Source organism: Aromatoleum bremense (assembly GCF_017894365.1).
GTDB lineage: Bacteria > Pseudomonadota > Gammaproteobacteria > Burkholderiales > Rhodocyclaceae > Aromatoleum > Aromatoleum bremense.
Genome location: NZ_CP059467.1, coordinates 3,001,422 through 3,016,651 on the forward strand (window position 1 = coordinate 3,001,422; position 15,230 = coordinate 3,016,651).

Annotated in this window: 13 protein-coding genes, 1 tRNA gene and 1 pseudogene; 8 read left to right on the plus strand and 7 right to left on the minus strand. The window is 64.9% G+C overall.

The genetic code is table 11. The annotated features are described in order from the left end of the window. Positions 1 to 81 precede the first annotated feature (81 nt). The 3 genes from pbN1_RS14055 to pbN1_RS14065 are packed head-to-tail and all read left to right on the plus strand — an operon-like array spanning position 82 to position 2,894. Positions 82 to 1,206 (plus strand): NAD(P) transhydrogenase subunit alpha, encoded by a 1,125-nt coding sequence (locus pbN1_RS14055; RefSeq protein ID WP_169203324.1) that lies wholly within the window; start codon positions 82 to 84, stop codon positions 1,204 to 1,206. 15 nt (positions 1,207 to 1,221) lie between these two features. Then, positions 1,222 to 1,524, plus strand: coding sequence for an NAD(P) transhydrogenase subunit alpha part 2 (locus tag pbN1_RS14060; RefSeq protein WP_169203323.1), 303 nt, complete (start codon positions 1,222 to 1,224; stop codon positions 1,522 to 1,524). Beyond that, positions 1,521 to 2,894 (plus strand): NAD(P)(+) transhydrogenase (Re/Si-specific) subunit beta, encoded by a 1,374-nt coding sequence (locus pbN1_RS14065; RefSeq protein WP_169203322.1) that lies wholly within the window; start codon positions 1,521 to 1,523, stop codon positions 2,892 to 2,894. Before pbN1_RS14060 ends, pbN1_RS14065 begins: the two co-directional genes overlap by 4 nt. Positions 2,895 to 2,999: 105 nt before the next feature. Here pbN1_RS14065 and pbN1_RS14070 read toward each other — a convergent pair whose 3' ends face one another. The 4 genes from pbN1_RS14070 to pbN1_RS14085 form a co-directional block, all read right to left on the minus strand. Beyond that, entirely contained in the window at positions 3,000 to 4,124 is a 1,125-nt protein-coding gene (locus pbN1_RS14070; RefSeq protein WP_169203321.1) for a PAS domain-containing protein, read from the minus strand. Between the two features lie 87 nt (positions 4,125 to 4,211). Beyond that, on the minus strand, positions 4,212 to 5,687 hold the full coding sequence (locus tag pbN1_RS14075; RefSeq protein ID WP_169203320.1) for a DEAD/DEAH box helicase: 1,476 nt from the start codon (positions 5,685 to 5,687) through the stop codon (positions 4,212 to 4,214). 209 nt (positions 5,688 to 5,896) lie between these two features. Beyond that, positions 5,897 to 7,003 (minus strand): 23S rRNA (cytidine(2498)-2'-O)-methyltransferase RlmM, encoded by a 1,107-nt coding sequence (gene rlmM / locus pbN1_RS14080; RefSeq protein WP_169202266.1) that lies wholly within the window; start codon positions 7,001 to 7,003, stop codon positions 5,897 to 5,899. Positions 7,004 to 7,105: 102 nt separating this feature from the next. After that, positions 7,106 to 7,510 (minus strand): hypothetical protein, encoded by a 405-nt coding sequence (locus pbN1_RS14085; protein ID WP_244856966.1) that lies wholly within the window; start codon positions 7,508 to 7,510, stop codon positions 7,106 to 7,108. A gap of 226 nt (positions 7,511 to 7,736) precedes the next feature. Between pbN1_RS14085 and pbN1_RS14090 the strand changes: the two genes are divergently transcribed. The 4 genes from pbN1_RS14090 (at position 7,737) to pbN1_RS14105 (ending at position 10,925) form a co-directional block, all read left to right on the plus strand. After that, positions 7,737 to 8,993, plus strand: a complete 1,257-nt coding sequence (locus pbN1_RS14090; RefSeq protein ID WP_244857263.1) for an extracellular solute-binding protein — start codon at positions 7,737 to 7,739, stop codon at positions 8,991 to 8,993. A gap of 18 nt (positions 8,994 to 9,011) precedes the next feature. Further along, positions 9,012 to 9,812 carry a glycerophosphodiester phosphodiesterase gene (gene ugpQ / locus pbN1_RS14095; protein WP_169202265.1) on the plus strand — a complete coding sequence of 267 codons (801 nt, stop codon included), beginning with the start codon at positions 9,012 to 9,014 and terminating at the stop codon, positions 9,810 to 9,812. A 53-nt stretch (positions 9,813 to 9,865) separates the two neighbouring features. Further along, positions 9,866 to 10,834 (plus strand): octaprenyl diphosphate synthase, encoded by a 969-nt coding sequence (gene ispB, locus pbN1_RS14100; RefSeq protein ID WP_169202264.1) that lies wholly within the window; start codon positions 9,866 to 9,868, stop codon positions 10,832 to 10,834. Positions 10,835 to 10,848: 14 nt separating this feature from the next. Then, positions 10,849 to 10,925: transfer RNA gene (locus pbN1_RS14105), tRNA-Pro, on the plus strand. Positions 10,926 to 11,126: 201 nt separating this feature from the next. On the opposite strand, the pseudogene pbN1_RS20820 reads toward pbN1_RS14105, so the two are convergent. Then, positions 11,127 to 11,465: pseudogene (locus pbN1_RS20820) on the minus strand (IS66 family transposase); the annotation flags it as partial. Positions 11,466 to 11,946: 481 nt separating this feature from the next. On the opposite strand from pbN1_RS20820, the gene pbN1_RS14115 reads away from it, so the two are divergent. After that, the gene (locus pbN1_RS14115) at positions 11,947 to 12,396 is read left to right on the plus strand and encodes a MaoC family dehydratase (protein ID WP_169202263.1); all 450 of its coding nucleotides are present in this window, start codon (positions 11,947 to 11,949) and stop codon (positions 12,394 to 12,396) included. A gap of 83 nt (positions 12,397 to 12,479) precedes the next feature. On the opposite strand, the gene folE2 is transcribed toward pbN1_RS14115, so the two are convergent. Together folE2 and dxs are read right to left on the minus strand one after the other, a co-directional pair. Beyond that, positions 12,480 to 13,298, minus strand: a complete 819-nt coding sequence (folE2, locus tag pbN1_RS14120; protein WP_169202262.1) for a GTP cyclohydrolase FolE2 — start codon at positions 13,296 to 13,298, stop codon at positions 12,480 to 12,482. 54 nt (positions 13,299 to 13,352) lie between these two features. Next, positions 13,353 to 15,215 (minus strand): 1-deoxy-D-xylulose-5-phosphate synthase, encoded by a 1,863-nt coding sequence (gene dxs / locus pbN1_RS14125; RefSeq protein ID WP_169202261.1) that lies wholly within the window; start codon positions 15,213 to 15,215, stop codon positions 13,353 to 13,355. Positions 15,216 to 15,230: the final 15 nt, after the last annotated feature.

A 15,230-nucleotide genomic window follows, 5' to 3' on the forward strand; every position in this document is an offset into this window, starting at 1 on the left:
CTCCCGGTTTTTTTGTCTGTCGCCGGCCGTGGTTTGATCTGCGCAAGGTTCATCACACAAACCTCTCAGGGAGAACGGCCTATGGCTCTGTTGATCGGAGTGCCTGCGGAGACCGTGCCGGGCGAGCGACGTTTGTCGGTCGTCCCGGACGTGGTCAAGAAGTACCTGGACCTTGGCGCGCAAGTCATGGTGGAGTCTGGCGCCGGCCAGCCCGCCCACTATCGCGACGAGACCTTTATCGATGTGAGGTTCGCCGCTTCCGCGGACGAGGTGTGTGCGGCCGCCGACGTGGTGTTCTGCGTCCAGCCGCTATCGCCCGAACGGATCGCGGCGTTGCGCGAAGGGGCGGTGCTGATCGGCCTGCTGCAGCCGTGGTCGGATGCCGGACGCGTGAAGCTGCTCGCCGAAAAGCGTATCACCGCCTTTGCGATGGAGCTGCTGCCGCGGATCTCGCGTGCGCAGAGCATGGACGTGCTGTCGAGCCAGGCCGCGGTCGCGGGCTACGAATGCGCGCTGATCGCGGCCGACCACAGCCCGAAGTTCTTCCCGATGCTGACCTACGCGGCCGGCACGATCCGTCCCGCCAAGGTGCTCGTCATCGGCGCCGGGGTCGCAGGCTTGCAGGCGATCGCGACCGCGCGGCGCATCGGCGCGATGGTCGAAGCGTACGACGTGCGCCCCGAGACGCGCGAGCAGATCGAGTCGCTCGGCGCGAAGTTCGTCGACACCGGCGTCGCGGCCGCCGGCACGGGCGGCTATGCGCGCGAACTGACCGACGAGGAGAAGGCGAAGCAGGCCGAGCGCCTCGCGAAGGCGGTCGCGCAGTGCGATGCGCTGATCACGACCGCGGCGATCCCCGGCAAGCGCGCGCCGAAGATCATCACCGCCGACATGGTGCGGCGCATGAAGCCGGGCGCGGTGGTCGTCGACATGGCGGCCGAATCGGGCGGCAACGTCGAGGGCACGGTCGCCGGCGAGAAGACCTGGATCAATGACGTGCTCGTCATCGGCCCGGCCAACATCGCCAGCCGCATGCCGGTCCACGCCTCCGAAATGTATGCCAAGAACCTGTTCAACTTCATCTCCCCGTTCATCAAGGAGGGCACGCTCGCGCTCGACTGGGAAGACGAAGTGTTGGCCGGCACCTGCCTCACCCACGCGGGCGAAATCAGGCATGCAGGCGTCAAACAGGTACTCGGGCTCTAATCGGAGGACGCAATCATGGATGGCATAACTGCTTTGTACGTTTTCATGCTGGCCGCGTTCACCGGTTACGAGGTGATTTCGCGCGTGCCGGTGATCCTGCACACGCCGCTGATGAGCGGCTCGAACTTCGTCCACGGCGTCGTGCTCGTGGGCGCGATGGTCGTGCTCGGCCACGCTGATCCGGAAGACCCGGTGCAGCTGGCGATCGGTTTCGTCGCGGTGTTCCTCGGCGCGGCGAACGCTGCCGGCGGCTACGTCGTCACCGAACGGATGCTCGCGATGTTCAAGTCTGACCGCAAGCCGGGAGGTGCGAAATGAGCGCGCTGATCCAGTTGGCGTATTTCGGGGTGGCGGTCGTCTTCATCCTCGGCCTCAAGGCGATGAGCTCGCCGGTGACCGCCCGCAAGGGCATCGTCTGGGCCGGCTACGCGATGATCGCGGCAACCCTCGTCACCTTCTACACGCCGGGCATGCAGAACTATGGCCTGATGATCACCGCGATCGTGCTCGGCGGCGGCGTCGCGTGGTGGAGCGGCCGGGTGGTCAAAATGACCGACATGCCGCAGATGGTCGCGATCTACAACGGCATGGGCGGCGGCGCGGCGGCGGCGATCGCAGCGCTCGAGTTCGCCCGCGGTGGCGTCCACAGTCCCGGCGTCGCGACCCTCGCGGTGCTCGGCGCGTTGATCGGCTCTGTGGCGTTCTCGGGCTCGTGCATCGCGTTCGCGAAGCTGCAGGGCATCATGACGAAGACTTGGCGCCTGCCGCAGCAGAACATCGTGAACCTCGTGCTCGCGGCGCTCACCGTGCTGCTCGGACTCGCGATCGTCATCAGCGACACGCCGGTGCCCGCACTCATCATCGCGTTCTTCATCGTCGCGCTCGCGCTCGGCGTCGTGCTGACGACCCCGATCGGCGGCGCCGACATGCCGGTTGTCATTTCGCTCTTGAACGCCTTCACCGGGCTTGCGGTCGGCTTCGAAGGCTACGTGCTTGGCAACCCGGCGCTGATCGTCGCGGGCATTGTCGTCGGCGCGTCCGGCACGCTGCTGACACAGCTGATGGCGAAGGCGATGAACCGCCCGATCCGCAACGTCATCTTCACGCCGATCACCGGCGAGGCGGCCGGCGGCGGCGAGGCGATCGAGGGCTCGATGAAGGAGTTCTCGGCGCTCGATGCGGCGTCCGTCATGCGTTACGCTTCCAAGGTCATCATCGTGCCCGGCTACGGCATGGCCGTCGCCGGGGCGCAGCACAAGGTGTGGGAGATGGCGCAACTGCTCGAGGAAGGCGGCGTCGAGGTCGTGTTCGCGATCCATCCGGTGGCGGGTCGCATGCCGGGGCACATGAACGTGCTGCTTGCCGAAGCGGGCGTGCCGTACGACAAGATCTTCGACCTTGAGGAGATCAACGCCGACTTCCCGCAGGCGGACGTCGCGCTGGTGATCGGCGCCAACGACGTCGTCAACCCGGTTGCGCGTACCGACAAGACGAGCCCGATCTACGGCATGCCGATCCTCAACGCCGACATGGCGCAGAACGTCATCGTCGTCAAGCGCGGCAAGGGTGCGGGCTACTCCGGCATCGAGAACGCGCTGTTCTACAAGGACAACTGCCGCATGCTGTACGGCAGCGCGCAAGCCGCGATCGGCGAGGTGATCACGCACATCAAGGCGCTCGAAGTCTGAGCATGTTGTGAAAGCTGCCGGCCGGTCCTTCCTCGGGAGGGCCGGCCGGTGGCGTTCACGCTTTGGTCCTCGCGCCGGAATGGGCCGCCTCGGCGCCCGCGATGTTCACGGCGCCGCTGCGGGATGGCCATGCATCACGACCATCGCGTCCGGATGGCCTGCGGCGTCGACCCGATAGGCGACGATGGTGGCGTCGAATGTCGTGCCGTTTGCGTGGCGGTGGCGCCAGATGCCGGATTCGGCAAGGCCGCGGCCGTTTTCCGCTTCGCAGCGCAGATCGGCGAGGCGCATCCTGCACAGGCGCTCATACGGATAGCCATACGCTTTCACCGCGCTGGCGCTGGCGGCAAAAATACGCAGCTCGGGGCCTTCGCACAGCAGTGTCGGCAGCGGACAGTCGGCGAACATACGCTCCATGGACGCGCCGTTGTCCGGTGCGGCGCCGTGCCGCGGAGCATCACCGCGCCGCGCCGTTGCCGGCTTACTTGCCACCTTCGTGCGGCTTGCCGGCGGGAGTATCAACAGCTGCCACTCGGGCTTCGGCCCGGGCAGGATACGCCCAGACAGTGGTTCGGCGCTGCCGGGCGTCTCGATGCGGACGAGTTGCGGCTCGCCGCGCGCGGGCCATGTCACAGCCAGCCGCGACTCCAGAACGTGTCCGACGAGATCCGCGCGGGCGAATCCGAGCGTGCCGAGTGCCGCCGCATTGGCGGCAGCGACGCGGCCCTGATCGTCGATGACGATGACCGGCTGTTCGAGCGCCGCGGCGAGGCGCGGCCACACGGTGTCGACGGAGGGGGGGGCGAAAGGGGATTCCGCGCCCTGTGCGGGGCTCAGGATCAGCGCGTGGAGGCCCGGCCGCAGGCGCGCGGCAGCGACGAAGCGCAGCTCCCGGTCGCGCTTTTCCGGCAGCGAGACGCGCAGGCTGCCGCGCGTTTCGCCCCGGATGAAAAGCCGCGCGCGCGCGTCGAGGAATTCCCGTTCCGATGGAAACAGATCGGCGAGCGGTCGGCCGGCGACCTGCCGGTAATCGCGTTCGAGCAACCGGCACGCCGCACTGTTGGCTTCGAGCACGACCTCGTCACCGGTGATGACGAGCCCTTCGTCGAAGAGCTCGAACAGGGCCAGATACAGGCCCGTCTCCATGCCCTCGGAAAAATCCGGAATGAAGGGCTCTTCGGGATCATCGTTGCCCTCGGGGCGACGGACGGCGTTCATCTGGGCGGGCATTCCAAGGATTCCGAGGCTTATCGGTGTAAGCCCAGATTACTTGAAGCCCGCCGCTGGAAAGGCCCGGAATAGGCGGGTTTGCCGGGCCTATTTCCGGCCGAGGCCGCCGAGCAGCACCGCGATCGGGCGTTGGTTGCGACGCGGCGAACCGACCTCTCCTGCGGCCTGATCCGCCGGCCGATTCGGATCGGTTGGCGAAGCTGCCGGTTCGTACGGCTTGGTGTAGTCGAACCCGTCCGAGGCGATCGTCGATCGTCCCGGGCGCCGGCGGACTTCGCCGCTCCGTGCGGACGATGCCGGCCGGGCAGCGCGCGGCGCAGGAGCCGTTTTCTGGCCGGTTTCCTTCGCCGGTTCGGGAGCGCTGGCGGCGGCCGTGCGGCGGCCATGCCGGCTGCGGCTGGCGGTTTCGAAAAAATCCGGATCGGGGGCGAAGCCCGGCACGATTTCCTGCGGAATCTGCAGCTTGATGAGCTTCTCGATTTCCGCCAGATGGTGTTTCTCTTCCGCGCACACCAGCGACACCGCGTTGCCCTGGCGTCCGGCGCGTCCGGTGCGGCCGATACGGTGCACGTAGTCTTCGGCGGTATGCGGAAGTTCGAAATTGATCACTGACGGCAGGTCGTCGATGTCGAGCCCGCGCGCCGCGACGTCGGTCGCGACGAGCACCCGCAGCTTGCCGGACTTGAAGGCTTCGAGCGTGTCGGTGCGTTGCGCCTGGCCCTTGTCGCCGTGGATCGCGTCGGCGGCGATGCCGTGGCGCTCGAGGAAGTGCGCGAGACGGGCGCACGCGAGCTTCGTCGCGACGAACACCAGCGCCTGCGTGTCCGGCTCATGGCGCAGCAGATGCGCGAGCAGGTTGCGCTTGAGGCCCGCTGAAACTGGGTGCACGCGGTGGGTGATCGTTTCGGACACCATGTTGCGGCGCGCGACTTCGATCAACTGCGGTTCCTTCAGCATCTGGTCGGCGAGCTTCTTGATCTCGTCCGAGAATGTCGCCGAGAACAACAGGCTCTGGCGCGCGGCGGGCAGCAGGTCGAGGATGCGGCGGATGTCGGGGATGAATCCCATGTCCAGCATGCGGTCAGCTTCGTCGAGCACGAGCATCTCGACCTGGCCGAGCTGGATGGTTTTCTGCTGGACGTGGTCGAGGAGCCGCCCCGGCGTTGCGACGACGATCTCGACGCCGGTGCGCAGGTCCTGGATCTGCGGCTTCATGTCGACGCCGCCATAGATGCACGTGCTGCGCAGCGGGACGTACTTGCTGTAGGTCTTGACGGACTCGAAGACCTGCATCGCGAGTTCGCGCGTCGGCGCGAGGATCAGCGCCCGCACCGGATGGCGCGCCGGACTCGTCGAAGTGCTGGCGTGGCGCGCGAGGCGCTGCAGCAGCGGCAGCGTGAAGCCCGCGGTCTTGCCGGTGCCGGTCTGGGCGCCGCCCATGACGTCGCGGCCGGACAGGACCACCGGGATCGCCTGCTGCTGGATCGGGGTGGGGGTGGTGTAGCCGGATTCGGCTACTGCACGTAGCAACTCGGGGATCAGTCCGAGGTCGGCGAAACTCATAGGCGCCTTTCTTCGATATGGGCCTGCCGCGCGAGATGCGATGCCAGGAGAGGCGATTGCATGAACGGAACGGTTCCGGGAGGGCTCGTGCCATCCGGCAGGCCGGGTGCTTTAAACCGGCCATTATACATACACGTACAACTCGACGGGCCTCTGACGCCGCATGTGATTTCCTGATACCGGGGCTGGGCGGGAGAGGGGCAAGCGGATCAGACCGCCGCAGCGCGCAAGGCGAGGTAGCCGGTGATCTCTTCGCGATCATGGTACAGGTGCTTGAAGCGCAACTCGAACGGACCTGCCTGGGCGAGGCGCTTGGTGATCAGCGCGCGGCACTGTTCGACGGCCTCGATGCGTTTTTTCATCGGCAGCTTGAGGTTGAAGATCGTCCTGCGGCAGCGGCCGGTCGCGATCCAGTCGGCGACGAGCGCGGCGATCCGTGCCGGCTGTTCGACCATGTCGCACACCATCCACTCGACCGGCCGCGGCGGCCGCCACGTGAAGCCGTCGGCGCGTACGTGCTCGACCATCTCGGTCGCCATCACCGACGGCGCCATCGGGCCGTTGTCGACCGCCGTCACTCGCAGGCCGCGATGCGCGAGCTGCCACGTCCAGCCGCCGGGCGCGGCGCCGAGGTCGACGGCGCGCAGCCCGGCCCGCAGGCTCGCGCTGCGCTCGGCTTCGGTCAACAGCGTGAAGATCGCTTCGGCGAGCTTGAGCGTTGAACGGCTGGCGGCCTCGCGCAACATGCGCAGACGCGGAATCCCCATCGGCCACAGGGCAGCCTGCCCGGGGAGTGCGGCGCACAGCCACGCCGTGGAGGTATCGGGGAAGAGGATGTGCAGTTCGGGAAGACCTTTCGCGCCTTCGCGAAACGCGCCGATTCTTTCGAGTTCGTGCTGCAGCGGCACGGCGAAGCGGCGGCAGAAGCCGGATTGCTGCTTGGCCTCGTCGGTGTCGGGGGTTTCCAGCATCAGTTGGGCGAAGCGCTGGCCGGCGTTGCGCGTCGCTGCGGCGATCGGTGTCGCCCGGTCGCGCTCGGGCAGGTCGTCGACGCGGGCGAACCACGGCAGCAGCTGGCGCGCGAAAATCAGCGTGCGCCAGTCGCAGCGTTCGGCAAGGTCTGCAAATGCGACCGGCTCGTGGGTTTCGAAAGTCGCGAACGCGCTGCCGGGGCGGGTGCGGACGAAGCCCATCAGTCCGATGCTGGCGGCGAAGTCGTCCAGTTCGGCGGCGACTTCCTTTTCGAACCCTGCGCGACACAGCGCGAGCAGGCCGGAGGCGGTCAGGCCGAGACGATTCGGTGGAGTGGCAGGCATCAGGTCCGTTTTGCGGCAAGCGTGTTGTTTCGGGTCGCCGCGGATGATAAGGCAAGTCGGCGCCCGGGCGGCGGCAAGTTTTCTTTTCGCCACCGGGCAGTTTCAGGACGTGGTGCGCGAGCGGCGCGGGCGATGTTCCCCGCCCGCCGGGGCCGGCGCAGCGATCTCGTCGATTTCCTTCGCGCCAGCCGCGCCCGGCGAAGGCGCCAACGGGGAGTTGGGTTGCGAAAGCTGCGAGGGTACCGATTGCATGTTGTTCTGCATCATGTAGTCGTTCATTTCCCGCCAGCCGGCGAACACTGCGGCCTTCTGCGCTTTGGCATTGATCAGGTAGCAATCCTCGAGCGAGCGGCCGGAATGGCGACATGCGCCACCGATGGCTTTGCCTTCGGCTTCCGCGACGGCCGCCTCCTTTTTCGGATCGGGCAGTTCGAGCAGCGTGCCGATCTGCTCGCAGCCGCCGAGTGCGACGAGCAGCAGGAGGGGAGTCAGGCGTTGCGCGAGCATGGGCAGGAGGGCACCGGGGTGGGGAGCTGAAGCGGTTAACGTCATCGCTGCGGAAATCTTGATGGATGATGGGCCATATGCAGCGGACTGCGGGCGATGTCGGCGGACTCTATACTGTGAAGGTTCGAGGTGCAGGTGTCACGTGAAGGACTGGAGAATGAGAGTGCTGAGGGGAATCGCAAGGAAATGCGCCGCGCTGCTGCTGTGCGCAGGAGGTTTGCTGGGGATGATGGGCGCGGGTGCCGCATATGCGGCCAAGGCGGTCGTGCGTCCGCCGGCTGCGGTGGCGAGCGAGCCGAAGGAAATCCAGCTCGTCCACCAGCTCGGCCCGCAGCGGGAAGAGGCGTTGAAGCAGCTCGTCGAGCGTTTCAACGAGCGCAGCAAGGACTATCGGCTCAGTGTCAGGACGGGCACCTGGAGCGATGACGGCTCCCCTCACCTGATGATCCTGCCGGACGAGGACATGGAACGCTTTCTCGCCGGTAAGCCGCGCTACAAGGCGCTGTCGGCAGTCATGCGCGAAGGCGGGGTGCCGCTGCCGGCACTCAAGCCGCCGGCGATCATGGCGCGCGCGTTGGTCGATGCGAAGGGCCGGCTGCTGGCGTTGCCGGTCGGCTTGTCGACGCCCGTGCTGTACATCAATCGCGGCGAATTCCGCCGTGTCGGCCTGGATCCCGATGCGCCGCTGAAAACCTGGTTCGAACTGCAACAGGCACTCGGGCGACTGTTCGATTCGGGTTCGACGTGTCCCTACACGGTCTCGCAGCCCGGCCGGGTGATGATCGAGAACACCAGCGCCTGGCACAACGAGCCGGTGTCGGCGCGCCAGGGCAAGAGCGAGCGCCCGTCGTTCAACGGCATGCTCCAGGTCAAGCACGTGGCAATGATGGCGAGCTGGCATCGTGCCCGCTATCTGCGCATCTTCGGTGCCGAGAGTGAGGCCGAGCAACGGTTCGCGAGTGGGGAATGCGCGGTGGTCGCCGCGCCGTCGGCGAGCTGGACCGATTTCCGACGGACAGCGAAGTTCGAAGTCGGCATCGCGCCTTTGCCGTACCACGAGGATTTCCCCGGTGCTCCGCAGAACACCCTCGCCGACGGTGCCGCGATGTGGGTCGCCGCCGGCAAGCAGCCCGCCGAGTACAAGGCAATCGCGCGCTTCATCGGCTTCTGGCTGCAGCCCGAAAACCAGGTCGCGTGGCAGCGTGAATCGGGCTATCTGCCCTTGAACCGCGCCGGTGTGTTCGCAGCCCAGAGCGAGGTGCTGGGGCCGGACCTGGAGAACATCAAGGTCGCTGTATCCCAACTGAACAACAAGCCGGCCACGGTCGAATCGAGTGCGTCGCCGATCGTCGGTCATGCCCGCATGCTCAACATCCTCGACGAAGAACTCAGCGCCGTGTGGGCGGATCGCAAACCGGCGAAGGAAGCGCTCGACAACGCGGTGACGCGGGTTCAGGCGGCAATTGCGCCGGTCCTGCGCTGACGGCGTTTGGCGAGAGCGATGACGCTTCCACGCCCCTGGCCTCTTGCCCCGGTGCTGGCCCATCGCTGCGGTGGCGTGCTTGCACCCGAAAATACGCTGGCAGGCCTCGCGGCGGCGGCGGGGGCCGGATGTGGCGGCGTGGAATTCGACGTGATGCTCAGCGGCAGCAGCTCCCCGGTGCTGATCCACGACGAAACGCTCGAGCGCACGACTGACGGCCACGGGCGCGTCGCCCTGACGCGGGATGAAAACCTCCGCGTGCTCGACGCGGGAACATGGTTCGATGCGCGTTTCACCGGCGAACGGGTGCCGACGCTCGAGGAGGCCGCTGCGCGATGCATTTCGCTCGGGCTGTCCGTAAATCTCGAGATCAAGCCGGCGGCGGGGCAGGACGAAGAGACCGCCCGCGTCGTCGCTTGCCGTGCGGGCCACCTCTGGGCCGGCGCTGCGGTTGCGCCGCTGCTGTCATCGTTTTCCGAGCTCGCGCTGCAAGTTGCCGCGCAGCTTGCCCCGCATCTTCTTCGTGGACTGCTCGTCGACCGGGTGCCGCCGGACTGGCTGCAGCGCTGCCACCGCGCCGGTGCGGCAGCCTTGCATGCGGACGCCCGCTACCTCGATCGGCCAACCGTGATCGAGGCCCGCGAGGCAGGCCTGTGGGTGGCGACCTACACGGTGAACGACCCCTCCCGTGCGCAAACCTTGTTCGACTGGGGCGTCGATTGCGTCATCACCGATCGGCCCGATGTCGTACGCCCAGCTGTGACGCAACACAGGAGCAGCGCCGGATATCCTGCGGGGTCCGGCGCGCGGTCGTGTTGACGCCACGCCGGCCACCCCCATAACATCCGCCTTTTTCCCGCGAGTGCCCCGCCTTGTCGACTCAGCAGCTCTACGCGCCGATTGCCGCCGACATGCAGGCAGTCGACGCGGTCATTCGTGAACGTCTTCACTCGGACGTCGTTCTCATCCGGCAGGTCGCGGAATACATCATCCACAGTGGCGGCAAGCGGCTGCGGCCCGCGCTGGTGCTTTTTTCCGCGGGCGCAATGGGTTACCGGGGTCAGTCGCATCATCAACTCGCGGCAGTCGTCGAGTTCATCCATACCGCCACGCTCCTGCACGACGACGTCGTCGATGAGTCCGAGCTTCGTCGCGGCAACAAGACTGCCAACGCCCTGTTCGGCAACGCCGCGTCGGTGCTGGTGGGCGATTTCCTGTACACGCGCGCGTTCCAGATGATGGTCGGCGTCAACGACATGCGCGTGATGCAGGTGCTCGCCGACGCGACGAACATCATCGCCGAGGGCGAGGTCCTGCAACTGCTCAATTGTCACAACGCGGATGTCGACATCGAGGATTATCTGCGCGTGATCCGCTACAAGACCGCGAAGCTCTTCGAGGCGGCGACACGCCTCGGCGCCATCCTGGGGCGCGCGGACGAAGAACAGGAACGAAGAGTGGCGGCGTTCGGCATGCATCTGGGCACCGCATTCCAGATCATCGACGACGTCCTCGACTATTCGTCCGACGAAGCGGCCACCGGCAAGCATCTCGGCGACGACCTGGCCGAAGGCAAGCCCACGCTGCCGCTGATCCACGCGATGAAGCATGGCACTGCGGAGCAGTCCGCGCGGGTGCGCAACGCCATCGAGAGTGGCGGGCGCGACGACTTCGAGGCAGTCTTGGCCGCGATCCGCGAAACCGGCGCGCTCGAGGAAGCGCGCCGTTGGGCGCGTGCCGAGGCGCAGCTCGCGATCGACGCTCTCGATGCACTTCCCCCTTCCATTTTCAAAGATGCGCTGCTACAATTATCGAACTTTGCAGTTGTCAGGAATTACTGATTGCTGCAAGGCGTCGGGGAATAGCTCAGCCTGGTAGAGCACTGCGTTCGGGACGCAGGGGCCGGAGGTTCGAATCCTCTTTCCCCGACCATAATTTCCGCGAAAAGCCACTCGAAAGAGTGGCTTTTTTGTTGGTGCGCCCAGCATGGGCGCACTCCTGCGGGTGGAAGTCCCGCCGTAAGTTGATCACAGCGAACGAAGTGGCGCGCAACTGCATGAGGGTGACCGAGTGTGGTAAGGAAGCGTGGATCGCCGCTGCGAGCCGATGGACAAGAACCCGGCTCATGCCGCGCGCGGCATGAAGGTGATTGGTGTCGATCGGCACATCCGGATCGGCCAGAAACACTTCGAGCGCGCCGCGTCGCTTGTGCGCATAGGTCAGTGCCTTGGTCAGCGGGCTGCTCGGTAGCAACCCCTGCGCGTCCAGGCGCTCCTTCACCCAGCCGAAGAACGCCGCGACGATTGGACGGGCGTGATCGAGCCGGTACTCGCGCCTGGCCTCGCCCTTGAGCTTGTCGTCGCGGATCTTCGCTTCAACCGCGTAGAGCGCGCCGATGTACTCGAGCGCCTTGGCAGCCAGTTCGGGCTCCGCCGCTTCGGCGTTGATGAACTCGCGTCGGCAGTGGGTCCAGCGTCGAAGAACAACGCCGACTCGTCCTTGTCCTGGGCGAAGTTGGTACGCGGCGCACGGCGGGTGTGGCCGGCCACTTGCCAGGGGCGTCGAAGCTCGACTCGCTGATGGCCGCGCGTGCGCAGAAAGGTTCGACCCCCAGGCCACTTGCAGCAAAGCGCACGAACACCGCGCGTCACGCCTCGCAGCTACGCTGCCGCCATTTCTGATTCGACTCCCCGGTCATGACCGAACACTCCATCTGGTTGAACATGGTGGGCAGTGTTATGCGAGGCGCGGAGCGGGAAAAGAACGCCGCTCAGTGAGCGGTTACCGCTTTGCGTACCTGGTCCACGGGTGCGGGATCATCTGATCCCGGTACAGAATGTCTTCGGAATTTCGGATATGCTCAGTGAACCTCGCTCGACAGCGAACAGGCTATGCCGGTCGCCGTCGTCGTCGTCGGATTTCATATTACTAACGAGCCAAAACGGGATGCAAGATGAGTGAAGCGGTCCGCGACTTTTCGCAGTACTACGGTCATGATTTCGAGGATCTGAAAATAGGTATGTCAGCGGCGATCGGGCGTACCGTGACGGAGGCGGATATCGCTATTTTTGCCGGTATTTCGGGTGATACGAATCCCGTTCACCTCGATGGCGAATTTGCGGCGTCAACGATATTTGGCGAACGAATCGCTCATGGAATGCTGTCGGCGAGCTTCATTTCCGCAGTGTTCGGAACGAAGCTGCCAGGACCGGGATGCATCTATCTCGGGCAGTCGATGAACTTCAAAGCGCCGGTCAAAGTCGGCGACACGGTCGTCGCGCGTGTGACCGTACGCGAACTCGTGAGTCACAAGCGCCGGGCGTTCTTTGATACTGTCTGCACGGTGGCCGGAAAAGTGGTACTCGAAGGCCACGCGGAGATCTACCTCCCCGCCAGGGAATAACGGGTATTCCCTCGCTGGCAGCAGGGAGGGCGGAGCCGATGAGTTGGGTGACGATTACGTCACATCGGGAATGAGTGTCAGCTTCAGTTCGCGCCAAGGCCGGTGCGCTTGTCACATTCGATCAGCGCATACGCCGAGTGATTGTGGATGGATTCGAAGTTTTCGGATTCCACCCGATAGCAGTCGATTCGCGGTTCGGCATTGAGAAGGCCTGCGACGTCCCGGACCATGTCCTCGACGAACTTTGGATTGTCGTACGCGCGCTCGGTCACGTATTTCTCGTCCGGCCGCTTCAGGAGGCCGTAGAGCTGGCAGGAAGCCTGGCTTTCGACGATCTGCACGAGTTCTTCGATCCAGAGGAAACTGTTCGTCTGGGCAGTGACCGTGACGTGCGAACGCTGATTGTGAGCGCCGTATTGGGAGATTTTTTTCGAGCACGGGCACAGACTGGTTACCGGCACAACGGTCTTCATCGTGAAACTGTATGCGCCCCCTTTCCGTATTTCTGCCGTGAACGTGACCTCATAGTCCATGAGGCTCTGTACCCCGGAGATCGGAGCGGATTTGTTGATGAAATAGGGGAAGGTGAGTTCGATCTGACCCGTCTCGGCTTCAAGGCGCTTGACCATTTCACGCAGCATCGGCTCGATGGACTCGACCGAAATCTCCCGCTCGTTCCCATTGATGATCTCAATGAAGCGCGACATGTGGGTCCCCTTGAAGTTATGAGGGAGGCCGACGTACATGTTGAAAACGGCAATCGTGTGCTGCACGCCGCCGTTCTTGTCGCTGACTCGAATCGGATGACGAATGGATTTTATGCCGACCTTGTCGATGGCCAGTTTCCGGCTGTCGTTGAGGTTCTGGACGTCGGGAATGGCATGGGCCTGTTGGGGAGTCATCTGCTGTTCTCTGTTGAAACCAATAACAAATCCTATCATTCCCGACAAAAACACTCAACTATTGTCAGGGTAGGTACGCTTTATCGCGGCCGCAATGCCAGGAGCGTCAAGCCCGACCAATTCTAGGAGCTGGGCCTGGTCTCCGTGGTCGATGAAGGTGTCCGGCAAGCCCAGGCGCAGCAACCGGGGACGGTTTGGCAGGCTTTCGAGCACTCTCGCCACCTCCGATCCGGCGCCTCCGATGACGGCATTTTCCTCGAGGGTGACGAGGAGGTCATGGCGGGCGGCCAGTTCCTCGATAAGCGTAACGTCGAGGGGTTTGACGAAACGCATGTTGGCCACGGTCGCGTCGAGCTGTTCGGCGGCCTGCAGTGCATTGAAGAGCAGGCTGCCAAAGACGAGCAGCGCGATGCGGTGGCCGCTTCGGCGGATCTCGCCCTTGCCGATCGGTAGCGCCGACATCGCGGTTTCCGGCCGCACCTGCATTCCGCCGCCGCGCGGATACCGCACGGCGGCGGGTCCGTTGTGGCGGTAAGCCGTGTAGAGCATTTGCCGACACTCGTTTTCATCGGCGGGTGCCATAACGACGAGGTTGGGAATGCAGGCGAGGTAGGAGAGATCGAAGGCCCCGTGATGCGTGGCGCCGTCGGCCCCGACGAGTCCGGCGCGGTCGATCGCAAACATCACCGGGAGGTTTTGCAGCGCGATGTCGTGGATGAGCTGGTCGTAGGCGCGTTGCAGGAAGGTTGAATAAATCGCCACGACGGGCTTGAAGCCTTCGCATGCAAGGCCCGCGGCGAACGTCAACGCGTGCTGCTCGGCAATTCCTACGTCATAGTAGCGATCCGGGAATTCCTGCGCGAACCGCACCATCCCGGAGCCCTCGCGCATCGCCGGGGTGATGCCGATGACTTTTTCGTCCTGGGCGGCGATGTCGCATAGCCAGTCGCCGAACACCTGCGTGTACGTGAGCTTGGCGGTACCTTTGGCGGTCTGGATGCCCGCTGTATGGTCGAATGTCGATACCCCGTGGTAAAGGACGGGATCTGCTTCGGCGAGCTTGTACCCTTGTCCCTTGCGCGTGATGACGTGCAGGAAGTGCGGACCGTTGAGCTTGCGCAGGTTCTGCAGTGTCGGGATCAGGGCGTCGAGGTCGTGCCCATCGATCGGGCCGTAATAATGAAAGCCAAACTCCTCGAACAGCGTTCCCGGGGTGATCAGGCCCTTCACATGCTCTTCGACCTTGCGGGCGAAGTCGAGCATCGGCGGGGATACGCCGAGCACCTTTTCGCCGGCACGGCGCGCGGCATTATAGGTTCGGCCTGAAAACATGCGGGCGAGGATCTTCGTCAGCGCGCCGACCGGAGGCGATATCGACATTTCATTGTCGTTGAGAATCACCAGAAGGTTGATGTCACGCATGTCTCCGGCATTGTTCAGGGCTTCGAAGGCCATGCCCGCCGACATTGCGCCATCGCCGATCACCGCAATCGAGCGCCGTTGTTCGCCGCGGTCGCGCGCGGCCACCGCCATCCCCAGCGCAGCCGAGATCGAGGTCGACGAGTGCGCGGTGCCGAACGTGTCGTAGCTGCTTTCCGAGCGGCGCGGGAAGCCCGAGATTCCGCCGAACTGGCGCAGCTTGCTCATTGCCTCGCGTCGGCCGGTGAGGATCTTGTGTCCGTAGGTCTGGTGGCCCACATCCCACACGATGCGGTCGTCCGGCGTGTCGAAAATGTAGTGCAGTGCGATCGACAACTCGACGGTGCCGAGGTTGGAAGACAGGTGTCCGCCGGTCTTCGAGACCGACTCGATCAGAAATGCGCGCAACTCCGCGGCCAGTGCCGGGAGTTCGCGACGATCCAGCTTGCGCAGATCGAACGGTGAGTCGATGCGGTGAAGCAGGGGGTACGGGGGCATGTGCAGGTCCGGCGG